This window comes from Streptomyces sp. NPDC079141 (assembly GCF_040686775.1).
Lineage (GTDB): Bacteria > Actinomycetota > Actinomycetes > Streptomycetales > Streptomycetaceae > Streptomyces.
This window is the reverse complement of record NZ_JBFBLP010000012.1, coordinates 17120-39999: the sequence shown is the minus strand read 5'-3', so window position 1 is coordinate 39999 and position 22880 is coordinate 17120. Positions and strand designations below refer to the sequence as shown.

Here is a 22880-nt window from a genome sequence, read left to right as displayed (position 1 = left end):
ACTGCAGCGGCGTCACCGTGTTCAGGTCACGGTGACGCCGCTGCGGGGGGAAGCACCTGAGCGATCTGTTACGACGGGGGAATCGCGTCAGGCACTGCGGGGGGTGGCTGAAATTGTCCGGGGGGCCGGGACCTCCGGTTCCACCACCTGATGGTGGTCCCGCTGGTCCAGGTTCACAAAAATCATTCCGTACCGAATGGCACATCGCACGGGCTGCGGAGCACCCCGGGGCCTCCGCAGGCACCGGTAAGCCCTCAGGTCCTCGTCCTCGTCCCGCGTCACGACGACCGGCTCACCGAAGACAGTCACCATCAACGAGTCACCAGGGTGGGGGATGGCGGTGACCAGGTCGATGAAGTGCCAGCCGGATCGGTAGGCGGTGGCCATTTCGCGGCGGAAGGAGCGGTCGTCGGGTGGGGTAGTCATGGCGATCAGTCCCACGAAGTGTCAGCAGCGCTGGCCGGCGCTTCCTCACCCACGACGATCACAGTCTGAGCGCCGCCCACCTCGTGCCCACCGCTCTCCACACCCGAGAGGCCAGTCAGTGCTCCAAAGGCCACAACGGTGGAGAAGGCGGCAACAAGTACCGAGCGAAGCATTCTCTTACGCATAGTCGGCTTCGTCCTCACTTGAAGGTCCCCTCTTCCCCCGTCGAGTAAGACGATGGCTCATTCAGGCACGTCATGGCCACACGATCGGTGCATCATGTTCCTGCATGTTCAGGACCCTGGGGGGTGGAAAAATGGGGACACACGGTACAGAAGCGGCGCATCCCCACGCCATAACCGAGCTTTGCGCCGAAGGCGCCCGTCTTTATACCGGTGCGCTCCGAGCTGGCCGCATTGCTCGCACGGACGTGGAGTCGGCTCCCTGCCTGCTGGAGTTCGCCCTTCTGCGCCCCGACCCCGACGACGACGACTGGCTGCGGCCGGTGCCGCCCTCGGTCGCCCTGGCCCAGCGACTCGACCCCCTGGAACGAGAGATCACCGACCGCAGGCTCCTGTCCACCCAGCTGGCAGACGCCTTTGAGCCGTTCATGAACGTCAGCGCCCAGGGCGCCACGGCCACACACTCCATCACCGTGCTGGAGGGTCGCGACCGCATCAACGAGGCGCTCAACAGCGCGACGTCCGAGTGCCACACCGAGGTGCTCACCGTGCAGCCGGGGGGCCGCCGCCGGGAGGGGAACCTCCTCAAAGGGCTGGAGCGCGACAGACCGCTGATGGAGCGGGGCGTCCGCTTCCGCACGCTGTACCAGCACACCGCGCGGCACAGCCCCGAGACCCTGGCCTACGTCGACCAGATGATCTCCAGCGGCAAGGTCGAGATCCGCACCATCGACGAACTCGTCGAGCGGCTCATCATCTGCGACGAGAGCGTGGCGTTCATCCCCATCCAGGAAGACCGGCAGGTTGCCCTGGAGATCCGGCACCCCGGCCTGGTCCGCTATCTGATCAAGGTCTTCGAGTTCATGTGGACGCGCGCCGTGACCCTCAAGGTCGGAACTCCCTACGAAGCGGCGCCCGACGGCCTCACGGAAATCCAGCACTCCATAGCCAAACTCCTCGTCGAAGGCCACGTCGACGAGGCCATCGCCCGCCGCCTCGGTATGAACGTCCGCACCTGCCGGGCCCACATCGCCAAGCTCGCCACCGCCCTCGGCAGCGGCAGCCGCGCCCAGCTCGGCTACCTCATCGCACAGTCCGGAATCCTGGACCGCGAGCAATGAGCGGGACGCCGCACCCGGAGCACACCGTGGAGGAGCTGTGCGGCCCGGGAGCGCTGCTGTACGAGCGCGCCCTGCGCCACGGCTCGGTACGCGCCGAGGACGTGGCCGAGGCCCCCTGTCTGGTCGACTTCGGGCTGTTGCAGCCGACCGTCGAGGACATGGACGTACTGGAACCCGTCGCCCCGGTCGTCGCCCTGCACCGGCTGCTGCGGTCCTCGGCGGAACGCGTCGCCACCGAGCGCCGGCGGGAGCTGCGGCTGACGGAGACGTTCCAGTCGTGGATGCGGATCGACGGGCGGCGGGCGGCCGAGACGGAGACGCCGCTGATCACGGTGCTCGGCGGGAAACAGCGCATCAACCAGGTCATCACCGAGGCCATGGCCGACGCGGCGCAGGAGGTGCTCACCATCCAGCCGCACACCAGTTACGGCGCCCACACGAGCCCCGACACACACATCACGGCCATGAAGCGCGACCAGGACCTGCTCGACCGCGGCGGCCGCATCCGCACCCTCTACCCGCACACGCTCCGCCACTCCCCCCAGGTCATGGCCCGCTACGAGCATCTGACGGGCGATGTCGAGGCCCGCACCCTGGACGAGGTCACCGACCGGCTGATCGTCGTCGACCGCACCGTGGCGTTCATCCCGGCCGACAAGGACCGCACCAACGCCCTGGAGATCCGCCACCCGGCCCTGATCTCCTACTTCGCCACGACCTTCGACCGCCTGTGGCACCTGGCCACGCCGATGTACCCCGAGGCCGTCCAGCAGCCCACCCTCAACGGCGTCACCCCGCGCCAGCGCGCCATCGCCCGCCTTCTCGTCGAAGGCCACACCGACGCCGTCATCGCCGACCGCCTCGGCATGAACGTCCGCACCGCCCGCGTGCACATCGCCAAGCTCGCCGCCACACTCGGCAGCGAGAGCCGCGCCCAACTCGGCTACCTCATCGGACAGTCCGGGGTTCTTGATCAGGGAGGCTGAGCGAGCGGGGCGGCCCGTCCAGGCCGATCTGCGCGATACGGACGCCCAGTTGGGTACGGCTGGCCGCGCCCAGGGTCTCCGACAGGCGGGCGATGTGCGCACGGCACGTACGGACGCTGATCCCCAGCCGCTCCGCGATCACCGCGTCCTGGTGGCCCTCCGCCAGCAGCGCGGCGATGGAGCGCTCGCGGTGGGAGATGCCCTCGATCCCTGTGTCGGGCAGGGGTGCCGTCAGCGGGATCGCGAGCCGCCACAGCCGTTCGAAGACCGTGACCAGGTACTGGACCAGCGCGGGATGGCGCAGTTCCAGGGCGAGGGTGCGGTCCGCGTTGGCGGGGATGAAGGCCACCGTGCGGTCGAAGAGGATGAGGCGGTCGATCACCTCGTCCAGGGTGCGCGCCTCGACCGTTTCGCCCATCAGCTCCATGTAGTTGAGCAGCCCCTGGCCGTGCCGCGCCACATGCGTGTACAGGTCGCGCATCCGGACCCCGCGGGCGCGCAGCGCCATCGCCCGGTGCAGCCCCTCCGACAGCTCGTGCTCGGGGCGGATGCCGCCCGGCTGCACGGTCAGCACCTCCGTGCGGCACGCCTCGGTCGCCTCGTCCATGGCGGCCTGGATCCGGGACAGCCCGTCCAGCACCCGGATCGCCGTGCCCTCCACGGCGGCGTGCCGCGGCTGCGTGCCGAGACCGGCGTACCACTCGAAGGCCGCGACCGCCGAGCCCATCCGCCGCTGGCTCGCGCTGACCTCGTCGTACACGCCGCGCAGCAGGCGCGTCATGACCTCCTGCGGGGAGGTCGGGACCAGCCAGGCCATGTCGTCGGGGTCCGGGTGCAGCAGGGCCAGCTCCAGCAGGCAGGGCACCGCCTCCGCGTCCGTGCGCGGCACCCGGCCGCGCCGTACGGCCCGGGAATACACCCGATCCCCGGCCTCGCACAGTCGGTCAGCACCATGAGGATGCTCGTCCGTCCCGTGCCCGGCCATCGCCCATTTCACCCCCGGTTTCAGCGTCTCGCAGCGCAACTATGCGCGGACAGCGCGTGGTCCGCAACACGCCTCGGCCGCCCCTGCACGCCGTTCGGCCCCACTGTGTCCCGCTATGTCACCACCTCCGCCGACTGCATTTCAGCAAGCTGAGGCCCGTGCCCCGGGCAGATCCCGGGCCGCCGCGTCAGCTCCCGGAAATCACCGAGTGATCGTCGCGTTACGCGCCGCCTCTAACGTCAGGCCATGGCGGACATATTTGACGCATACGCGTTGGCCGACGCGTGGGACGAGATGTTCGAGCGGCCGGGTGAGGTCAGGACCGCCTATGAGCCGGTGCTGGCTGCCCTTGAGCCGATCGAGCCGAGTGAACTCCGTTTCCGTGCCGACCAGATGGCGCGTGCCTTCACCGACCGAGGCGTGACCTACGCCTTCGCGGGCGAGGAGCGGCCCTGGCCGCTGGACCTCGTGCCCAGAATCCTCGACGCCCTCGAATGGGATCTCGTACAACGCGGGGTGAGCCAACGGGTCAGAGCCCTGGAGGCCTACCTCGCCGACGCCTACGGGCACGCCCGCGCCTTCGAGGACGGTGTCGTGCCCTGGCGGCTGCTGCTCAACTCCCCGCACTTCCACCGGGCCGCCCACGGAATCGAACCTCCGGGCGGAGTACGCATCCACGTGGCCGGAATCGACCTTGTGCGGGACGAGGCAGGGGACTTCCGGGTTCTCGAAGACAACGTGCGTGTACCCAGCGGGGTTTCGTACGTCATCGAGAACCGGCGGGCGATGACCCGGGTCTTCCCCTCCCTCTTCACCGAGCAGCACGTCCTGCCCGTCGACGGCTACGCGCAGAAGCTGCTCGCGGCCCTGCGCGCCGCCGCCCCCGGCGGGACACAGGATCCACGGGTGGTCGTACTGACCCCCGGGCCCAGCAACGCGGCCTACTTCGAACACGCCCTGCTGGCCCGGCTGATGGGCGTGCAGCTGGTCGAGGGGCACGATCTGGTGTGCCGTAGCAACCGCGTGTGGATGCGCACCACGCGCGGCGAGGTGCCCGTCCACGTCGTATACCGGCGCCTGGACGACGACTTCCTGGACCCGCTGCACTGCCGCCCCGACTCGGTCATCGGCTGCCCGGGGATCCTCGGCGCGGCCATGGCCGGAAACGTCACCCTCGCCAACGCCGTCGGCAACGGCATCGCCGACGACAAGCTCCTGTACACCTACGTCCCGGACCTGATCCGCTACTACCTCGGCGAGGAACCGGTCCTGCCGAACGTGGAGTCCTACCGCCCCGACGAGCCGGGCCAGTTGGAGGCCGTCCTCGACCAGCTCGACCAGCTGGTCGTCAAGCCGGTCGACGGGGCCGGCGGGCAGGGCATCGTCATCGGCCCGAAGGCGGACAAGGAGACCCTGGAGCGGACCCGGCGGGCCCTCGTCGCCGACCCGCGCGGGTTCATCGCCCAGCGGCCCGTCGCCCTGTCCACCTCCCCCACCCTGGCCGGCGACCGCATGGCCCCGCGCCACATCGACCTCAGGCCCTTCGCCGTCAACGACGGCTCCGATGTGTGGGTCCTGCCCGGCGGCCTGACCCGGGTCGCCCTCCAGGAGGGCAATCTGATCGTCAATTCCAGCCAGGGCGGCGGCTCCAAGGACACCTGGGTCCTCGCGGACGGCCCGGCCGGCAGACCGGCGCCTCCCGCGTCCGTGCCGCCCGACGTGGCCCCCCGTCAGCTCGGCCCCGACGGCTCCCCCACCGTCGTACAGGAAGGGGTGCAGCAGCAGTGAACGACGTGATCCTCTCCCGGATAGCGGAGGCCCTGACCTGGACCGGGCGGTACGTGGAGCGGGCCGACGCCACGGGCCGCATCCTCGACGCCTATCTGCACCGCATGCTGGAGGACCCCTGGCGCGACGAGGACGTGGCCTGCCGGTCGCTGTACGCGATCCTCGGCATGGACGCGGGCGGCGCGCGCGTCGACATGCAGCAGGTGCTGGACCAACTGGCCTTCGACGCCCGCTCGACGACCTCGATCGAGGGCGCCCTGGGCGCCGCCCGGCTGAACGCGCGCAGCGCCCGTGAGGCGGTCTCCTCGGAGATGTGGGAGTGCCTCAACTCCACCTGGCACGCCCTCGCCGACCAGCGCCTCGCGGCCCGCCGTACCGGCCCCTACGCCTATCTGGAGCTCGTCCGCCGCCGCGCCGCCCTCTTCTTCGGGCTCGCCGACTCCACCATGAGCCGCGACGACAGCTGGCGCTTCGTCGTCCTCGGCCGGAGCCTGGAACGGGTGGACATGACCGTACGGCTGCTGTCGGTGCGCGTCCTGGACGCCGCCCACGCGCCCGACTGGCCCACCCTGCTCAGCGCGTCCGGCGCCGACGAGGCGTACGCGCGCGTGTACGGCGGTTTCGGCGACAGCCCGCGGGTGGCCGAGTTCCTGCTCCTGGACCGGGACTTCCCGCGCTCGGCGCTGCACGCGCTGACCACGGCGGAGGAGTGCCTGGCCGCGCTCGGCCGGCCCCGCCAGGACCCGGCCCGCCGCCCGATCGGCCGGATGCGCACCCGCCTCGAATACCTCGACTCACAGGCCCTGGAGGACCAGCTCCCACCGCTGCTGAGGGACTTGCAGCAGTCCTGCATGGCCTCGGCGGAGGCGGTGGCGGAGCAGTTCTTCCCGTACCAGGGGCCCGTTGAGTGGGCCCAGGAAGGAGCGTGAGATGACGCGCAGGCTCCGCATCAGACACATCACCCAGGTCTCGTACGCCCAGCCGGCCGCCTCCTCGCACAACGAGGTGCGCATGACCCCGCTGACGCTGCCCGGCCAGACCACCCTGGACGCCCGGGTCACCGTCAGTCCGGCGGCGGCGACCTGGTCGTACTGGGACTACTGGGGCACGCAGGTCACCGGCTTCGATCTGATGGACCCGCACGGCGACCTCACCATCACGGCCTCCAGCCTGGTCGAGACCCACCCGCCGGGCCCGCTGCCCGAGGCGCCCGGCTGGGCGGAGGTGGCCGAACGGGTCACCAACTCCCGCCTGCTGGAGTTCTCGGGCGCCACCCCGCGTACGACGGTTCCGGCCGCGCTGGTCGACACGGCCCGGGAGGCGGCGGCCGGCCTTGACCCGCACGGGACGGCGGTCGCGGTCTCGTCCCTGGTCGCCGACCGGGTCGGCTACCTCCCCGGCGCCACGGGCGTGAACACCTCGGCCGCCGAGGCCTGGGAGCAGGGCGCGGGCGTCTGCCAGGACATCGCCCACCTCACCATCGCCCTGCTGCGCGGCCTGGGCCTGCCCACGCGCTATGTCTCCGGCTATCTGCACCCCGAGCGGGAGGCGGAGCTGCACCGCCCGGTCGCGGGCCAGAGCCACGCCTGGATCGAGTACTGGGCGGGCGACTGGTGCGGCTACGACCCGACCAACCGCACCCCGGCCGACGAGTCGCACGTGGTCGTGGGACGGGGACGCGACTACGACGACGTCACCCCGCACAAGGGCATCTACCGCGGGGTGGCGGGCGGACCGCCGGAGGTGACGGTGGAGTTCACACGGGTGGGATGAAAAGGAAAGGGAGGGGAGCCCGACGGCTCCCCTCTCCCTACAGCCCTGCCGCGTTGCACTCGTCCTTGAGCTTGGCCGTGCAGATCTCGGACAGCTTGTAGATGCCGTCGTTGATGACGGTGTCCCTGATGTTCTCCGTCGTCAGGGCGACCACCGGAACCAGCTGGGCCGGGATGTCCTCGGTGGTGGGGCTGTCGACGCGGTCGGCGGTGAGGGAGTCGAACTTCAGGTTCTTGCCCTGGACCTTGGCCACGGCCATCTCGGCGGCGGCCTCGGCCTCCTCCGGGTACGACTTGTAGACGCTCATGTACTGCTCGCCCGTGACGATCCGCTGCACGGCGTCCAGTTCGGCGTCCTGGCCGGTGATCGGCGGCAGCTCGGTGACGCCCGCGGCCTCCAGGGCCTTGATGACGCCGCCGGCCATGCCGTCGTTGGCGGAGTAGACGCCCGCGATGTTGTCGACGCCGATCTCGTTGATCGCCTCGACCATGTTGGCCTGGGCGTTCTCCGGCTTCCAGTCCTTGGTGTCGAAGGTCTTGGCGATCGTCACCTGGCCGTTGAGCTCGTTCAGCGCGCCCGCCTTGAACTGCTTGGCGTTCGGGTCGGTCGGCGAGCCGTTCATCATGACGATCTTGGTGGCGGTGTCGACGTCCTCGCCCAACGCCTCCATCAGGGAGCGCCCCTGCACCTCACCGACGAGCTCGTTGTCGAAGGAGATGTACGCGTCGATCGGGCCCTCGGCGAGCCGGTCGTAGGCGATGACCGGGATACCGGCGTCCTTGGCCTTCTCCACGCTGCTCGCGATGGCGTTGGAGTCCACGGCGTCCAGCAGGATGACGTCGACCTTGTCGTCGATCATCTTCTGCATCTGCCGGCTCTGCTCACTGGCGTCCGCGTCGGCGTTGGCGTAGACGACCTTGCCCTGCTCGTCGGTGAGTTCGGCGACCTTCTTCGCGATGATGGGGTGGTCGAACTTGTCGTACCTGGTGTTCGCCTTCTCCGGCAGCAACAGGCCCAGCGTGATGTCGTTGCCCTTGGTCGGGCTCGCGTCGGCACTGTCCCCTGTCACGCCGAGCGCTCCGCAGGCGGACAGCGACAGGGCCATCGAGGACGCGGCCACGGATATGGCGATACGACGCATTGGGGAACTCACTTCTGGTGCCTTCGGGACGCGGGCGCAACTATGCGACCCCGGTGACTGAAAAGCCAACGCGGCGGCGCCCCCCAGCGTCAAGCGGAATCACTTAACGAGTCCGCAACACCACGCTCCGCTTGGCCTGTGAAGGCCTGGCGGAATCACCTACAAGCACCCTTTACGGACCCTCCACGCGCCGCTGACGCATCGCGGTGGCGAGATCCGTACAACCAACTTCTTTCCTCGCGAGTCGTGATCACGACAGCTCTCGCACAGCTGTGCCCGCACGACTCAGAGGACCGAATGAACCCAGCCAGAAGCACGACGGCCGCAACCCTCGTGCTCGCCGCCGCAGGCGGTCTGCTCACCGCGATCGCCGCCCCCGCCACCGCGGCAACCACCTGCACCTCCCCCGTCTTCAAGCGGACGTTCTACGCGAACACCACCTTCTCCGGCACCCCGAAGAAGACGGACTGCGACAGCGCCGTCAACCAGGACTGGGGGACCGGCGCCCCCGCCACCGGCCTGCCGACGAACAACTTCGGCGTCCGCTGGACCGTGACCCGCGACTTCGGCTCCGGCGGCCCCTTCACCCTCGCCGCCTCCGGCCTCGACGGCATCCGCGTCTACCTCGACCCCGGCACCGAGAACGCCCGCAAGATCAACCTGTGGACGAACACGACCACGACCGTCTCCAAGACCGTCAACGTCACGATCCCTCCGGGCAAGCACACCCTGCGCATCGACTACGTCAACTGGACCGGCGCAGCCAAGGTCAAGTTCGCGTACACGCCGCGCACTTCGGCGAGCGTCGACACGGTCAAGCCGCTCACCCCGACCGGGGCGGTTGTCACATACGACTCGGCCACCGGCAAGGCCACGGCCACCTGGGCGAAGAACAAGGAGATGGACCTCGCCGGGTATCGGGTCTACCGGCGGGCCAAGGACACCAGCACCTGGACACGGCTCGCCACGACGACCTCCACCTCGTACACCGACACCACCCTCCCGGTGACCGGCGAGGCATTCGAGTACGCGGTCCGCGCCTACGACAAGGCCGGCAACCTGTCGCCGCTGACGGCGAGTCTGCCCGTCACCACCGCCGACCGCACCGCACTCGGCGCACCCGGCGGGCTGAAGACCGACTCCGACCCGGACGGCCTGTGGCTGGGCTGGGGCGCGGTCGAGGATGCGGCGTCGTACCGGGTGTACCGGTCGGCGACCGCGGACGGGACGTACACGCGGGTGGGCAGCACCACCGAGGACAGCTACGTGGACGCCTCGGCCGTCGAGGACAGCACCTACTACTACCGGGTGACCTCCCTCGACGCGGCGGGCAACGAGTCCGTGAAGTCCGCCTACGTCAGCGGCAAGCGCGCCGACCTCACCCCGCCGTCCGCCGTGACCGGGGTGACCGTCGTCCCGACGGAGTACGGCTTCCAGGTGTCCTGGGACGCCAATCCGACGCCCGACCTGGCGCGTTACGTGGTGCGTCGGGGCGAGCTGTGGGGCGACGAGGAGGAGCAGGTGTGCTCCCTCTACCCGGGCTTCTACGTGTCCGCCGACACCACCTCCTACGCCTACCCCACCGTCCCGGACGGAGAGGAGTCCTGCTTCGTCGTCGACTCCGTCGACGACGCCTGGAACTCCTCCTTCAAGTGGACCGGCGAGGCCCAGATCGTCGTGGCGACCGAGCTGGACATGACGCCGAGCGTGGCGACGCCCGAGGGTTCGCCGGTCTCCCTTGAGGTGACCGCGGCCGAGGGCGACGAGGGCAACGAGCTCAAGTGGTACGGGCCCGCTGACGCGACCGGCTACCGCGTCTACCGCTGGAACGCGGACAGCGGCGCATACGAGAAGATCGCCGACGTCGGCGCCGACGTCACTCTGTACCGCGACACCGGCGTCCCGCGCGGGACCACGTCGCACTACTGGGTCACGGCCGTCATGGCGGACGGCACGGAGTCCGTGCCGGCGGGCGATTCGGCGGTCACCACGCCGTAGACGCCGGAAGGGGCCCGGAGATTCCTCCGGGCCCCTTCCGTATGTCCGCGCGCGTCAGTCGTTCTGCTGCCGCTTCGGCCGCCACACCACCAGCGCGCTGGTCTGCTGGACCTCCTGGTACGGGACCAGGTCGCGGCGGTACGACGCGTGCACCGCCGCCTCGCGCTGCTGCATCGCGGTCGCCGCGCCCTCCAGGGCCGACTGGAGTTCCGCGACGCGGGACTGCAGGGCAGCGACCTGGTTCTCCAGCTCGATGATCCGCTTGATGCCGGCCAGGTTGATGCCCTCGTCCTGCGACAACTGCTGGACGGTGCGCAGCAGTTCGATGTCGCGGGCCGAGTAGCGGCGGCCCCGTCCGGCGGTGCGGTCCGGAGACACCAGGCCCAGGCGGTCGTACTGGCGCAGCGTCTGCGGGTGCAGGCCGGAGAGCTGGGCCGCCACCGAGATGACGTAGACCGGGGTCTCCTCGGTCAGTTCATACGGGTTGCGTCGACGACCGTCCATCTGACTCATGCTCCCTTCGCGGCCTGGAACAGCTCCGCCCGCGGATCCTCGTCCACGGTCGCCTCGCGATACGCCTCCAGGGCGTCACGAGCCTTCCCCGTCAGGTCCTTGGGGACACTCACCTCCACGGTGACCAGCAGGTCGCCGCGGGTGCCGTCCTTGCGGACCGCGCCCTTGCCCCGGGCGCGCATGGTGCGGCCGTTGGGGGTGCCGGGCGGGAGTTTCAGGGTGACCGGCGGGCCGCCCAGGGTCGGGACCCTGACCTCGCCGCCGAGGGCCGCCTCCGCGAACGTCACCGGGACGGTCACCGTGAGGTTGTCGTCCTTGCGGCCGAACACGGGGTGGGCGTCCACATGCACCGTGACGTACAGGTCGCCGGCCTGGCCGCCCCGCTCGCCGGGTGCGCCCTTGCCGCGCAGCCGGATGCGCTGGTTGTCCGAGACCCCGGCCGGGATGCGGACCTGCATCGTCCGGGAGGACTTCGCGCGTCCGCTGCCCTTGCAGACCTCGCAGGGGTCCTCCGCGATCAGTCCGCGGCCCTTGCAGTCCGGGCAGGGGTCGGTCAGGGAGAAGCCTCCGCCGGACCCGCGCGCCACCTGGCCGGTGCCGACGCAGGTCGGGCAGACCCGCGGGTTGCCGTTCTTGTCGCCGGTGCCCGAGCAGGCCTTGCACGGCGCCTGCGAGGACATCCGCAGCGGGACCGTCGCCCCCTCGATCGCCTCGGTGAAGCTGAGGGTGACCTCGGTGTCGATGTCCTGGCCGCGCCGCGGCTGCACACGCGTGGTGCCGGAGCTGCCGCGGTTGAACAGGCCCCCGAAGACGTCACCGATTCCGCCGCCGAAGCCGCCGGTTCCGCCCTGGCCCTGGGCGCCGCCTCCGAAGAGGTCGCCCAGGTCGAAGTTGAAGGAGCCGCCGCCCGCGCCCGGCCCCGGGCGGAAGCCGCCGTTGCCGAAGAGGGCGCGGGCCTCGTCGTACTCCTTGCGCTTCTTGGGGTCACCGAGGACGTCGTTCGCCTCGGAGATCTCCTTGAAGCGCTCCTCCGCCTTGGCGTTGCCCTTGTTGGCGTCCGGGTGGAACTCGCGGGCGAGCTTCCGGTACGCCTTCTTGATCTCGGCCTCGGTGGCGTCCTTGGGGACGCCGAGGACCTTGTAGTAGTCCTTCTCGATGAAGTCCTTGGTGCTCATCCCCGACGTCCCTCCTCCCGGTCAATGATGACGACGTCAGCCCTCTTCAGAGCTGTTGTCCTTCTCCTCGGCGGCCTCGGACGCCTCCTCGGCCTTCACCGTCTGCGCGCCCGGCTGCGGTTCGGCGACGGCCACCCGCGCGGGGCGGATGGTGCGCTCGCCGATGCGATACCCCGGCTGGAGGATCGCGACGCAGGTCGTCTCGGTGACGTCCGGCGCGTACGAGTGCATCAGCGCCTCGTGGATCGTCGGGTCGAAGGGCTCGCCCTCCTTGCCGAACTGCTGCAGGCCCATCTTGGCGGCCACGGTCTCCAAGGATTCCGCGACCGACTTGAACCCGCCCACGAGCTCGCCGTGTTCCCGCGCGCGGCCGATGTCGTCGAGCACGGGCAGGAGCTCGGTCAGGAGGTTCGCGATGGCGATCTCCCTGACCGTGATCCGGTCGCGCTCCACGCGGCGGCGGTAGTTCTGGTACTCGGCCTGGAGCCGCTGGAGGTCCGCCGTGCGCTCGGCGAGCGCCGTACGCACCTGGTCCAGCTGGGCCACCAGGGCCGCGTCTACGTTGCCGTCCCCGGCCGGGGCCGCCCCCTCGCCGTTCGACGAGGGTGCGGCCTTCGACTCGGCGTCGTCGGGGGTCGCGCCGGAGGGGACGTCGGGCTTCTCCTCGAAGCCCGGGGTCTCCTCCGTCACGCGGCACCGTCCTTGCGCTCGTCGTCCACGATCTCGGCGTCCACGACGTCGTCGTCGGCCTTCGGGGCCTCGGCACCGGCACCGCCGGCGGCCTGGGCGCCCTGGGCGTCGGCGTACATCGCCTGGCCGAGCTTCTGCGAGACGGCCGCGACCTTCTCGGTGGCGGTGCGGATCTCGGCGGTGTCCTCGCCCTTGAGCGCGGCCTTGAGCTCCTCGACGGCGCCCTCGACCTCGGTCTTGATCTCGCCCGGGACCTTGTCCTCGTTGTCCTTGAGGAACTTCTCGGTCTGGTAGACGAGCTGCTCGCCCTGGTTGCGGGTCTCGGCGGCCTCGCGGCGGGCGTGGTCCTCCTCCGCGTACTTCTCGGCCTCTTCGCGCATCCGGTTGACCTCGTCCTTCGGCAGCGAGGAGCCACCGGTGACGGTCATCTTCTGCTCCTTGCCCGTGCCCAGGTCCTTCGCGGTCACGTGCATGATGCCGTTGGCGTCGATGTCGAAGGCGACCTCGATCTGCGGGACACCGCGCGGGGCCGGCGGCAGACCGGTCAGCTCGAACATCCCGAGCTTCTTGTTGTACGCCGCGATCTCGCGCTCGCCCTGGTAGACCTGGATCTGCACGGACGGCTGGTTGTCCTCGGCCGTCGTGAAGATCTCGGACCGCTTGGTCGGGATCGTGGTGTTGCGCTCGATCAGCTTGGTCATGATGCCGCCCTTGGTCTCGATACCGAGGGACAGCGGGGTCACGTCGAGGAGCAGGACGTCCTTGACCTCACCCTTGAGGACACCGGCCTGGAGGGCGGCGCCGATGGCGACGACCTCGTCCGGGTTGACGCCCTTGTTGGCGTCCTTGCCGCCGGTCAGCTCGCGCACCAGCTCGGCGACGGCGGGCATACGGGTGGAGCCGCCGACGAGGACGACGTGGTCGATCTCGTTGATGGAGATGCCGGCGTCCTTGATGACGTTGTGGAACGGCGTCTTGCAGCGCTCCAGCAGGTCCGCGGTCAGCTGCTGGAACTGGGCGCGGGTGAGCTTCTCGTCGAGGTGCAGGGGGCCCTCGGCGGAGGCGGTGATGTAGGGGAGGTTGATCGAGGTCTCGGTGGACGAGGACAGCTCGATCTTCGCCTTCTCGGCGGCCTCGCGCAGGCGCTGGAGCGCCATCTTGTCCTTGCCGAGGTCCACGCCGTGGCCGCTGGCGAACTGCTTCACCAGGTAGTCGACGACGCGCTGGTCCCAGTCGTCACCACCGAGGTGGTTGTCACCGTTGGTGGCCTTCACCTCGACGACGCCGTCGCCGATCTCCAGGAGGGACACGTCGAAGGTGCCGCCACCGAGGTCGAAGACGAGGATCGTCTGGTCGTCCTTGTCGAGGCCGTAGGCGAGCGCGGCCGCGGTGGGCTCGTTGACGATGCGAAGGACGTTCAGACCGGCGATCTCGCCGGCCTCCTTCGTCGCCTGGCGCTCGGAGTCGTTGAAGTAGGCCGGGACGGTGATGACCGCGTCGGTCACCTTCTCGCCCAGGTACGCCTCGGCGTCGCGCTTCAGCTTCTGCAGGATGAACGCGGACATCTGCTGCGGGTTGAAGGGCTTCCCGTCGAGCTCGACCTTCCAGTCGGTGCCCATGTGGCGCTTGACCGAGCGGATGGTCCGGTCCACGTTCGTGACCGCCTGGCGCTTGGCGACCTCGCCGACCAGCACCTCACCGTTCTTCGCGAAGGCGACGACGGACGGCGTGGTCCTGGCGCCCTCGGCGTTGGTGATGACGGTGGGCTCGCCGCCCTCCAGAACGCTGACGACGGAGTTAGTCGTGCCCAGGTCGATGCCGACCGCACGTGCCATGGTTGATTCCTCCAGCTGACTTGAGTGGAACGGACTCAAGTGTGCATGAGGCCCCGCGCTCGGTCAACAGACCTGAGTCTGTGACGCTCAACTCTTATCCGTTCCTTACGCGCAACTGGCCTCTGACCTGCGAAGACGGCTTGACCCGCAGGAGCGCTAGTACGCCGGCCAGGGCACCCGCGGCCACCCAGAGAACCCCCGATCCCGCGACCCACCCCAGATGCACGAACACGGCGACGACCACTCCCCCGAACGCCCCCGCACCGAGGACGACGGTGCCGCCCTGCGGGGTCAGCCCGAGCCGGCGCAGCCGGTGGGCGAGATGACGGGGGCCGCCGCCCCGGGTCAGGGCGACGAGGAGGACGTCGGCGGCCACCACGGCGGTCAGCCCGAACAGCACCGCCGTGGTGGAGGCGAAGCCGTATCCGGCGCGGACCGCCACGGCCGCGGACGCGAGCACGAACCCGGTGAACATCGCCCCGCACGCACCGAGCCCCACGCGCGCGGGATGCCAGTTGTGCATCAGGAACCCGGTCAGCGCGGCGGCCAGCACGCTCAGCAGCACCGCGAGCCCGTCCAGCACCTCCGCCGCCGCGCACGCGCCGACCCCGAAGGCGGTGACGACCCCGACGGTCCCGGCGAGGGCGTCGGCGTGATCCAGCGCACGGAAACCGAGGGTGACGAGGACGACCCACCCGACGGCGAGCAGCCCGCCCACGACGCCCGTCTCCTCGTACGGCACCACGCAGGCCGCCGCCACGGCCGTACCGCCGGCGAGGAACCGCGCCTTGACGCGGCGGAGGTCGGCGACGAGGCCGAGGAGCGCCACGGCGGCGCCGGCGGTGAGCAGGGCGAGGCCGCCCTCGCCGAGCGGGGCGATGTCCGTCCAGTGGCCCGCCGCGGCGACCAGGCAGACCGTCAGGGCCACGGCCGCGCCACCGGCGAGCGGCACCTTCCGGTGGCGTCGGCGGTCGAGGACGCCGCGGCGCAGGGCGGGGGTCCGCAGCAGGGCGGCCAGGACGGCGGAGAGAAGGAGAGCGGCAACGGCCGCGGCGATCCCGTAGAGCACGGGTCTAAAGTAGGCGCAAATGTACCAATTTCGTAGCAATAACACGTTCAGCTCTTAAGGCAACCCTCAGCGACTCAGATCACCCCGCGCCTGGCTACAGTGCGATGGAGGATACGGGTAGTCTCAGACGGACTGCATAAGTTACCGCTTAGTAATGTCGAGGATTCCCTCGCAGAACCCCTCGCAGGCCCGAGGAGCCCCGAAATGCAACTCGCCGCGATCATCGTGTCGATGGTCCTGATGGCGGTCGGCATCGCCCTGTTCGGCCGTGCCGTCCTCCAGATCTTCCGCTTCGTGATGCTCGGCCAGCCCCTCCCGGCCGGGGCGCGGACCAACGACCCCGTCCTGCGCACCATCACCCTGGCCAAGGAGTTCCTCGGCCACACCAGGATGAACCGCTGGGGCATCGTCGGCATCGCGCACTGGTTCGTGGCGATCGGCTTCTACACGCTGCTGCTGACGATCGTGAACGCCGTCGGCCAGCTCTTCCAGGCCGACTGGCTGCTGCCGGTCATCGGTGACTGGGCGCCGTACGAGATGTTCGTCGAGTTCATCGGCACCATGACCGTGCTCGGCATCGTGACGCTGATCGTCATCCGGCAGCTGTCGCGGCCGGGCGGGGCGGGCCGCAAGTCGCGCTTCGCGGGCTCCAACACCGGCCAGGCGTACTTCGTCGAGACGATCATCCTCATCGTCGGCGTCTGCATCTTCATGCTGCACGCGCTGGAGGGCGCCCAGCACCACGTCGACGGCTACGAGGCCTCGTTCTTCATCTCGTACCCGGTCGTCTCGGCGCTGGAGGGCCTGGACCTCTCCACGCTCCAGAACCTCACCTACTTCTTCGCCGGCCTGAAGATCGCGGCCTCCTTCATCTGGATGATCACGGTCTCCCTGAAGACCGACATGGGCGTGGCCTGGCACCGCTTCCTCGGCTTCCCGAACATCTGGTTCAAGCGCAACGCCGACGGCGGCACCTCGCTCGGCGCGCTCCTCCCGATGACCTCGGGCGGCAAGCCGATCGACTTCACCGACCCCGGCGAGGACGACGTCTTCGGTGTCTCCCAGGTCGAGCAGTTCTCCTGGAAGGGCATCCTCGACTTCTCCACCTGCACCGAGTGCGGCCGCTGCCAGTCGCAGTGCCCCGCCTGGAACACGGGCAAGCCGCTCTCCCCCAAGCTCCTGATCATGTCGCTGCGCGACCACGCGCACGCCAAGGCCCCGTACCTGCTGGCCGGCGGCGGCAAGACGATGGAGGGCGAGGAGAAGGCGTCCGAGGAGCAGCTCAAGGACGTCCCCGCGGCCGCTCTCGCGGAGGCCGAGCGCCCGCTGATCGGCACCGCCGAGGAGAACGGCGTCATCGACCCGGACGTCCTGTGGTCCTGCACCACCTGCGGCGCCTGTGTCGAGCAGTGCCCGGTGGACATCGAGCACATCGACCACATCGTCGACATGCGCCGCTACCAGGTCATGATCGAGTCCGCGTTCCCGTCCGAGGCGGGCACGATGCTCAAGAACCTGGAGAAGAAGGGCAACCCCTGGGGCCTGGCCAAGAAGCAGCGCCTGGAGTGGACGAAGGAAGTCGACTTCGAGGTGCCGGTCGTCGGCAAGGACATCGAGGACCTGTCCGAGGTCGAGTACCTGTACTGGGTCGGCTGCGCCGGCGCCCTGGAGGACCGCGCCAAGAAGACCACCAAGGCCTTCGCGGAGCTGCTGCACATGGCGGGCGTCAAGTTCGCCATCATGGGCGGCGACGAGAAGTGCACCGGTGACTCCGCCCGCCGCCTCGGCAACGAGCCCCTCTTCCAGGAGCTCGGCATGGAGAACGTCGCCGCGCTGAACATGGCGTTCGGCGAGGACGACGAAGACCCGGAGACGAAGAAGCCGAAGTCCTCGAAGAAGATCGTCGCCACCTGCCCGCACTGCCTCAACACCCTCGGCAACGAGTACCCGCAGCTCGGCGGCGACTACGAGGTCATCCACCACACCCAGCTGCTCCAGCACCTGGTGGACGAGGGCAAGCTGGTCCCGGTGACCCCGGTCGAGGGCATCATCACGTACCACGACCCCTGCTACCTGGGCCGCCACAACAAGATCTACACGCCGCCGCGCGAGATCATGACCGCCGTCCCCGGCCTGCGCCAGCAGGAGATGCACCGCCACAAGGAGCGCGGCTTCTGCTGCGGCGCCGGTGGTGCGCGGATGTGGATGGAGGAGCGGATCGGCAAGCGCATCAACAACGAGCGTGTTGATGAGGCCCTTTCGCTTAACCCCGACATCGTCTCGACGGCCTGCCCGTTCTGCCTCGTCATGCTCACGGACTCCGTGAACGGCAAGAAGAACGAGGGCCAGGCGAAGGAGTCCATCCAGGTCGTCGACGTCGCCCAGCTGCTGCTGGAGTCGGTGAAGACGCCGGTTGACCCGCAGGAGTCGACGGAGTCGGAGACCGAGCCGGAGCCCGAGCCGGTGAAGTAGCCGCTACGGCCGTCCCGACGCCCCCTGTCCGTCCTTCGGGCAGGGGGCGTCGGCGTACGCCCGGCGGAGCAGTTCCAGCCACAGTCCGAGGGCGGGCGGTTCAGGACTCACCCCGCCTCTGTCGCCCTGTGTCGAACACATGCATGATGACCAGGTCGTTGCCATTGATGCTGACGAGGTGAGCGGTGCGCGTGCGAAGCGGTGGGACCTGTCTGGTGGCCCTCGGCTGCTCCTCCCTGCTCCTCCTCGCCGCCTGCGGGCCCCACCCGGACGCCGCCGCCAAGCCCACGCCCACCCCCTCCGTACAGGTCGCCGACGCCCCCGCCCAACTCCCCGTCCCCCACGGCGACGGCAGCAAGACGCCCGACGACTTCAACGGCGACGGCCACCGCGACCTCGTACTCAACGACCTGGCCAAGGCACAGGCCCACGCCGACGACCCCGGCATCGGCATCGTCTACGGCAGCCCGCGCGGACTCACGCCCGGCGCCCGGCAGTTGCTCACCCCGCAGCAGCACGCCGTGCCCACCGACGGACAGCTCCCCGCCGTCTTCGACGCGGAGGCGAGCTGCGACCTCGACCGGGACGGCTTCACCGACCTGGTCGTGTCCACCGACCCGCCCTACGACGGCCAGGGACAGCCCCCGGTCCCGCTCCAGCTCCTCTTCGGCTCCCCGGAGGGCCTCACCGGCAAGGCCGTCAAGCTCACCGTCCCCGCACGCGCGCGTGCCGGCAACGACTGGCCCGACCAGCCGGTGTGCGGCGACTTCGACGGCGACGGCGCCGAGGACCTCGTCGTCCACGCCTCGGGCGGCCAACTGAGCTTCCTGCGCGGCCCGTTCAACCGCAAGGGCACCCCACGGGCCGCCGCCGCCCCGATCCTCTCCCCCGGCAACGTCCCCACGGGCCCGGCCACCGACGTCGACCGCGACGGCTACGACGACCTGGTCGTCCGTACCGCGGAAGGCACCGGCACCTCGGCCGTCGTCCTCGGCGGACCCACCGGGCCGACCCGCACCGGCGCCGTCCTGCCCGACGGCATCGACGTCGCCCTCGGCCGCTTCGGCCGGGGCGCGGCGCTGGACGCCGCCGTGGGCGCCATGGGTGAAACGTCCCTGCGCTACGACCTCCCCACCGCCGGCCGCGCCACCCTCGCCTCCCCCGGCTCCATGCTCGACGCCGCCGACTTCGACGGCGACGGGCTCAGCGAACTCGTCTCCAGCGGCTCGCGGCTGCGTGTCTTCCCCGGCCGTACGACGGGACTGTCGGCGCAGGGCTCGGTGACCGTGGAGCCGCCGGGGACAGGGACGACGCGGGTGGTGTCGGTGGCCGACCTCGACGGGGACGGGCTCGCCGACCTGACCGTGCGGACGTACCGGAGCGAGACGCGGGACACCGTCGCCGTGTACCCGGGGACGGAGAAGGGGCTGATCGCGGCTGAGCCCGCCGTCAGCTTCTCGACGGCCGGGTTCCTGACCTCCTGAGTCGCCTCAAAGATTTACTGAACTCACGTACAACCCTTGAGCACCAGTACGAGTCTCCTGTTCGCCGACCGGCGCGTGAATCCCGGGACAACTCCCGGCCAACCCGTCCCGACGGCACCCAATCGACTGCGGATGCCCCGCCAGGCATCCCCGCATGCAGCAGGAGAACCCGCATGCACCAGACGCTGCGACTCGCCCTCGCGACGGCCACCGCCGCCGCTCTGACGGGCGGGCTGCTCACGTTCACGGCCTCGACCGCGACGGCCGCGGACTCCACCACCGTCGCGAAGGCCGACTTCAACGGCGACGGCATCGGCGACGTCGCCTTCTCCGCGCACGTCGCCTACGTCGGCGGCAAGAAAGCCGCCGGCCAGCTCGTCGTCCTCTACGGCTCCGCCGACGGCATCTCCTCCGCCAAGCGCCACACCATCAGCCAGAACACCACCGGCACTCCGGGCACCGCCGAGACGGGCGACGCCTTCGGCATCGACACCGCCTACGCCGACTTCAACGGCGACGGCTACGACGACATCGCGGTCGGCTCCCCCTACGAGGACGTCAGCGGCGACACCGACGGCGGCAGCCTGGCCATCCTGTGGGGCTCGGCCTCGGGCATCACCGGCAAGGGCGTCACCGTCGACGACCCGACTCCCAGCAAGCACGACCGCTGGGGCAAGAACCTGGCCGCCGGCGACTTCGACGGAGACGGCAAGGCCGACCTGGCCGTCGGCAGCAATGCCGCTACCATCCACGTCTTCAAGGGCGGCTTCTCCGGCAGCGGCACCGCGGGCGGCCGTTACACCCTCACACCCCCGATCATGGGCGCCAACGGTGGCGGCCCGCTCAACCTGACCGCGGGTGACGTCAGCGGTGACGGCCGCACCGACCTCGTCGTCGACGGCTACGAGGGCGAGAGCGGCGAGGGCTGGAACCGCAACTACTACTACCCCGGCGCCGCAAGCCGCCTGTCCACGAGCCATCAGGTCCTCAAGTCCGGCATCATCACCGCGATCGGCGACATCAACGGCGACGGCTACGGCGACATCGTCACCGGCGCCCCGTGGAACGGCGAACCGGACTCCAGCAACGGCGGCAAGGTCTGGGTGACGTACGGCACGGCCGAGGGCCCCGGCACCGCCAAGGGCGTCACCCAGGACACCGCCGGCGTGCCCGGCACCTCCGAGGGCAACGACTACTTCGGCCACGAACTCGACCTCGGCGACATCAATGGCGACGGCTTCCTCGACCTCGCGATCGGCGCCGCGGGCGAGAACCTCGGCGAGGCGGTGAACACCGGCACGGTCACCGTCATCTACGGCGCCGCGAGCGGCCTGAACACCTCCTCCGGCGCCCAGCTCTTCTCCCAGAACACCGCGGGCGTCCCCGGCAGCGACGAGGACAACGACTACTTCGGCCTGGACGTCAAGATCGACGACCTCACCGGCGACGGCAAGGCCGACCTCGCCATCGGCTCCGACGAGAACCTCGGCAACGGCGCCGTCACCTATCTGCCGTCCAACGGCACGAAGATCACCACCACCGGCTCGCGGGCCATCTCGCCGAGCACCTCGGGCGTCTCGACGACCGGAACCCCCTCGTTCGGCATGAACTTCGCCGACTGAACCACTGAGCCACCGAGCCACGGCGGCAAAGGCGACCAAGCCGCCGTGGCACCGGCGCCCTGACCGCCGTAGCCCCACCCCCGAACCACCCCCGCACCACACCCGTCCGCCGGGCCCCGCACCCCCGGGCCCGGCGGCCGACCCTCTTCTGGAGTCACGCCTTGCGCAAGCGCACCCTGCTGCTGGCCGCCACGCTCACCACCGGCCTGCTCACCGCCCTCCCGGCGGCCACTGCCACCGCCGCGCCCTCCGGGCTGGCGAGCGACTTCAACGGCGACGGCTACCGGGACGTCGCCATCGGCGCGATGAGCGCCGACGTGGGTTCCGCGAGCGGCGCCGGTGCCGTGGTCGTGCTGTACGGCTCGTCCACCGGGATCGCGGCCACCAAGAAGACCGTGATCACCCAGAACTCCACCGGCGTCCCGGGCACCGCCGAGTCCGACGACCGGTTCGGCGCGAGCCTCGCCGCCGGTGACCTGAACGCGGACGGCTACGCCGACCTGGTCGTGGGCTCCGAGTTCGAGAGCATCGGCGACCGGCAGGGCGTCGGCATGGTCACCGTCATCTGGGGCGGCTCGTCCGGTCTGACCGGCGGCTCGGCCCTGCCGCAGCCCTCCGCGGACGAGCTGGCCGTATGGGGCGGCTACGGCCGTGGCGTCGCCACCGGCGACTTCGACGGCGACGGCAAGACGGACGTGACCGTCACCGGCCAGACCCACACCCACCTCTACCGCGGCCCCTTCACCCGCACCGGCACGCCCCTGAGCCACACCGGCGTCCACGAGGTGGGCTCGACGTACGAGGTCATCGCCGGCGACCTGACCGGCGACGGAGCGGCCGAGCGCCTCTACCCCTTCGGGGTCACCGGCGACGAGGGCGGCGACATCCGCTACTTCGCGTACGACCCCCTGAACGACGCCGACCACCCCGAGTCGGAGTACGCCATGATCAGCCTGCCGGGCGCCGACGGCGACCCCGGCGCGACCGGCGACATCAACGGCGACGGCTACGGCGACCTCGTCCTCGGCGACTACGCCGGCCCGAAGAGCCTCAAGGGCGGCCGCATCACCGTCTGGTACGGCGGCCCGAACGGCCCCGACCCGCAGCAGACGCCCACCGTCGTCCACCAGGACACCCCGGGCGTGCCCGGCGCTGACGAGGAGGCCGACCTGTTCGGCACCGCGGTCGACGTCGGCGACATCAACGCCGACGGCTTCGCCGACGTCGCGGTCGGCGCCTACGGCGAGGACATCGGCTCGGCACGCGACGCCGGCACGGTGACCGTCCTGTACGGCTCGGCCTCCGGCCTGACCACCACCGGCGCCAAGTCGTACTCCCAGAACACCGAGGGCGTGCCCGGCACCGCCGAGAGCGGCGACTACTTCGGCATGTCCGTCCGCCTGATCGACCTCGACAAGACCGGAAAGGCCGACCTGGTGACCGGCGCCGGCTACGAGAACGGCTACGGCTCCGTCACCACCCTGCGCGGCACCGCCTCCGGCCTGACCACGTCCGGCGCCAAGTCCCTGACCGCGGCCGGCGTCTCCCTCAAGGCCGGCGCCAACTTCGCCTGGGACATCGCCAAGTGACGTACCGCCACCGACCCCGCCCGGCGCGTTC

18 protein-coding genes are annotated in these 22880 nt (G+C 70.1%); 10 read left to right on the top strand and 8 right to left on the bottom strand.

Annotated features, from left to right (window positions below):
• Nucleotides 1–87: 87 nt before the first annotated feature.
• Nucleotides 88–426 (bottom strand): hypothetical protein, encoded by a 339-nt coding sequence (locus AB0Q90_RS28165; protein ID WP_363161176.1) that lies wholly within the window; start codon nucleotides 424–426, stop codon nucleotides 88–90.
• A gap of 316 nt (nucleotides 427–742) precedes the next feature.
• Between AB0Q90_RS28165 and AB0Q90_RS28160 the strand changes: the two genes are divergently transcribed.
• Together AB0Q90_RS28160 and AB0Q90_RS28155 are read left to right on the top strand one after the other, a co-directional pair.
• Nucleotides 743–1729 carry a helix-turn-helix transcriptional regulator gene (locus AB0Q90_RS28160; RefSeq protein ID WP_363161177.1) on the top strand — a complete coding sequence of 329 codons (987 nt, stop codon included), beginning with the start codon at nucleotides 743–745 and terminating at the stop codon, nucleotides 1727–1729.
• Nucleotides 1726–2715 carry a LuxR C-terminal-related transcriptional regulator gene (locus tag AB0Q90_RS28155; RefSeq protein WP_363161126.1) on the top strand — a complete coding sequence of 330 codons (990 nt, stop codon included), beginning with the start codon at nucleotides 1726–1728 and terminating at the stop codon, nucleotides 2713–2715. Before AB0Q90_RS28160 ends, AB0Q90_RS28155 begins: the two co-directional genes overlap by 4 nt.
• Here AB0Q90_RS28155 and AB0Q90_RS28150 read toward each other — a convergent pair.
• Nucleotides 2678–3700 carry a LuxR C-terminal-related transcriptional regulator gene (locus AB0Q90_RS28150; RefSeq protein ID WP_363161127.1) on the bottom strand — a complete coding sequence of 341 codons (1023 nt, stop codon included), beginning with the start codon at nucleotides 3698–3700 and terminating at the stop codon, nucleotides 2678–2680. The genes AB0Q90_RS28155 and AB0Q90_RS28150 overlap by 38 nt on opposite strands.
• Before the next feature lie 246 nt (nucleotides 3701–3946).
• On the opposite strand from AB0Q90_RS28150, the gene AB0Q90_RS28145 reads away from it, so the two are divergent.
• From AB0Q90_RS28145 to AB0Q90_RS28135, 3 genes are read left to right on the top strand one after another with little or no spacing between them, the layout of a single operon-like run.
• Nucleotides 3947–5488, top strand: a complete 1542-nt coding sequence (locus AB0Q90_RS28145) for a circularly permuted type 2 ATP-grasp protein (RefSeq protein WP_363161128.1) — start codon at nucleotides 3947–3949, stop codon at nucleotides 5486–5488.
• Nucleotides 5485–6417 (top strand): alpha-E domain-containing protein, encoded by a 933-nt coding sequence (locus tag AB0Q90_RS28140; RefSeq protein WP_363161129.1) that lies wholly within the window; start codon nucleotides 5485–5487, stop codon nucleotides 6415–6417. Before AB0Q90_RS28145 ends, AB0Q90_RS28140 begins: the two co-directional genes overlap by 4 nt.
• Before the next feature lies 1 nt (nucleotide 6418).
• Nucleotides 6419–7261 (top strand): transglutaminase family protein, encoded by an 843-nt coding sequence (locus AB0Q90_RS28135; protein ID WP_363161130.1) that lies wholly within the window; start codon nucleotides 6419–6421, stop codon nucleotides 7259–7261.
• A 37-nt stretch (nucleotides 7262–7298) separates the two neighbouring features.
• Here AB0Q90_RS28135 and AB0Q90_RS28130 read toward each other — a convergent pair whose 3' ends face one another.
• Entirely contained in the window at nucleotides 7299–8402 is a 1104-nt protein-coding gene (locus tag AB0Q90_RS28130) for a substrate-binding domain-containing protein (protein WP_363161131.1), read from the bottom strand.
• Nucleotides 8403–8699: 297 nt separating this feature from the next.
• On the opposite strand from AB0Q90_RS28130, the gene AB0Q90_RS28125 reads away from it, so the two are divergent.
• Nucleotides 8700–10400 carry a PA14 domain-containing protein gene (locus AB0Q90_RS28125; RefSeq protein ID WP_363161132.1) on the top strand — a complete coding sequence of 567 codons (1701 nt, stop codon included), beginning with the start codon at nucleotides 8700–8702 and terminating at the stop codon, nucleotides 10398–10400.
• A 54-nt stretch (nucleotides 10401–10454) separates the two neighbouring features.
• Here AB0Q90_RS28125 and AB0Q90_RS28120 read toward each other — a convergent pair whose 3' ends face one another.
• The 5 genes from AB0Q90_RS28120 to AB0Q90_RS28100 all read right to left on the bottom strand — a co-directional run bounded on the left by AB0Q90_RS28120 (nucleotide 10455) and on the right by AB0Q90_RS28100 (nucleotide 15682).
• Entirely contained in the window at nucleotides 10455–10904 is a 450-nt protein-coding gene (locus AB0Q90_RS28120) for a helix-turn-helix domain-containing protein (protein WP_363161133.1), read from the bottom strand.
• A gap of 5 nt (nucleotides 10905–10909) precedes the next feature.
• On the bottom strand, nucleotides 10910–12088 hold the full coding sequence (dnaJ, locus tag AB0Q90_RS28115; RefSeq protein ID WP_363161134.1) for a molecular chaperone DnaJ: 1179 nt from the start codon (nucleotides 12086–12088) through the stop codon (nucleotides 10910–10912).
• A gap of 36 nt (nucleotides 12089–12124) precedes the next feature.
• On the bottom strand, nucleotides 12125–12778 hold the full coding sequence (gene grpE, locus AB0Q90_RS28110) for a nucleotide exchange factor GrpE (protein ID WP_363161135.1): 654 nt from the start codon (nucleotides 12776–12778) through the stop codon (nucleotides 12125–12127).
• Complete coding sequence (gene dnaK / locus AB0Q90_RS28105) at nucleotides 12775–14613, bottom strand: molecular chaperone DnaK (protein WP_363161136.1); 1839 nt, start codon at nucleotides 14611–14613, stop codon at nucleotides 12775–12777. The genes grpE and dnaK overlap by 4 nt, the downstream gene beginning before the upstream one ends.
• Nucleotides 14614–14707: 94 nt before the next feature.
• Nucleotides 14708–15682, bottom strand: a complete 975-nt coding sequence (locus AB0Q90_RS28100) for an MraY family glycosyltransferase (protein ID WP_363161137.1) — start codon at nucleotides 15680–15682, stop codon at nucleotides 14708–14710.
• Between the two features lie 204 nt (nucleotides 15683–15886).
• Between AB0Q90_RS28100 and AB0Q90_RS28095 the strand changes: the two genes are divergently transcribed.
• The 4 genes from AB0Q90_RS28095 to AB0Q90_RS28080 all read left to right on the top strand — a co-directional run bounded on the left by AB0Q90_RS28095 (nucleotide 15887) and on the right by AB0Q90_RS28080 (nucleotide 22849).
• Nucleotides 15887–18154 (top strand): (Fe-S)-binding protein, encoded by a 2268-nt coding sequence (locus tag AB0Q90_RS28095; protein ID WP_363161138.1) that lies wholly within the window; start codon nucleotides 15887–15889, stop codon nucleotides 18152–18154.
• 185 nt (nucleotides 18155–18339) lie between these two features.
• On the top strand, nucleotides 18340–19638 hold the full coding sequence (locus AB0Q90_RS28090) for a VCBS repeat-containing protein (protein ID WP_363161139.1): 1299 nt from the start codon (nucleotides 18340–18342) through the stop codon (nucleotides 19636–19638).
• 173 nt (nucleotides 19639–19811) lie between these two features.
• Nucleotides 19812–21260, top strand: a complete 1449-nt coding sequence (locus tag AB0Q90_RS28085) for a VCBS repeat-containing protein (protein WP_363161140.1) — start codon at nucleotides 19812–19814, stop codon at nucleotides 21258–21260.
• Nucleotides 21261–21421: 161 nt separating this feature from the next.
• Nucleotides 21422–22849: an FG-GAP-like repeat-containing protein gene (locus AB0Q90_RS28080; protein WP_363161141.1), complete on the top strand. Its 1428-nt coding sequence runs from the start codon at nucleotides 21422–21424 to the stop codon at nucleotides 22847–22849.
• Nucleotides 22850–22880 lie beyond the last annotated feature (31 nt).

What these genes read in the sequence shown, in the direction of transcription:
- AB0Q90_RS28135 (WP_363161130.1), top strand. Translation starts at nt 6,419, where the DNA reads ATGACGCGCAGGCTCCGCATCAGACACATCACCCAGGTCTCGTACGCC.
- AB0Q90_RS28120 (WP_363161133.1), bottom strand. Translation starts at nt 10,904, where the DNA reads ATGGACGGTCGTCGACGCAACCCGTATGAACTGACCGAGGAGACCCCG.
- AB0Q90_RS28145 (WP_363161128.1), top strand. Translation starts at nt 3,947, where the DNA reads ATGGCGGACATATTTGACGCATACGCGTTGGCCGACGCGTGGGACGAG.
- AB0Q90_RS28155 (WP_363161126.1), top strand. Translation starts at nt 1,726, where the DNA reads ATGAGCGGGACGCCGCACCCGGAGCACACCGTGGAGGAGCTGTGCGGC.
- AB0Q90_RS28150 (WP_363161127.1), bottom strand. Translation starts at nt 3,700, where the DNA reads ATGGCCGGGCACGGGACGGACGAGCATCCTCATGGTGCTGACCGACTG.
- dnaK (WP_363161136.1), bottom strand. Translation starts at nt 14,613, where the DNA reads ATGGCACGTGCGGTCGGCATCGACCTGGGCACGACTAACTCCGTCGTC.
- AB0Q90_RS28125 (WP_363161132.1), top strand. Translation starts at nt 8,700, where the DNA reads ATGAACCCAGCCAGAAGCACGACGGCCGCAACCCTCGTGCTCGCCGCC.
- AB0Q90_RS28085 (WP_363161140.1), top strand. Translation starts at nt 19,812, where the DNA reads ATGCACCAGACGCTGCGACTCGCCCTCGCGACGGCCACCGCCGCCGCT.
- AB0Q90_RS28165 (WP_363161176.1), bottom strand. Translation starts at nt 426, where the DNA reads ATGACTACCCCACCCGACGACCGCTCCTTCCGCCGCGAAATGGCCACC.
- AB0Q90_RS28130 (WP_363161131.1), bottom strand. Translation starts at nt 8,402, where the DNA reads ATGCGTCGTATCGCCATATCCGTGGCCGCGTCCTCGATGGCCCTGTCG.
- AB0Q90_RS28160 (WP_363161177.1), top strand. Translation starts at nt 743, where the DNA reads ATGGGGACACACGGTACAGAAGCGGCGCATCCCCACGCCATAACCGAG.
- dnaJ (WP_363161134.1), bottom strand. Translation starts at nt 12,088, where the DNA reads ATGAGCACCAAGGACTTCATCGAGAAGGACTACTACAAGGTCCTCGGC.
- AB0Q90_RS28095 (WP_363161138.1), top strand. Translation starts at nt 15,887, where the DNA reads ATGCAACTCGCCGCGATCATCGTGTCGATGGTCCTGATGGCGGTCGGC.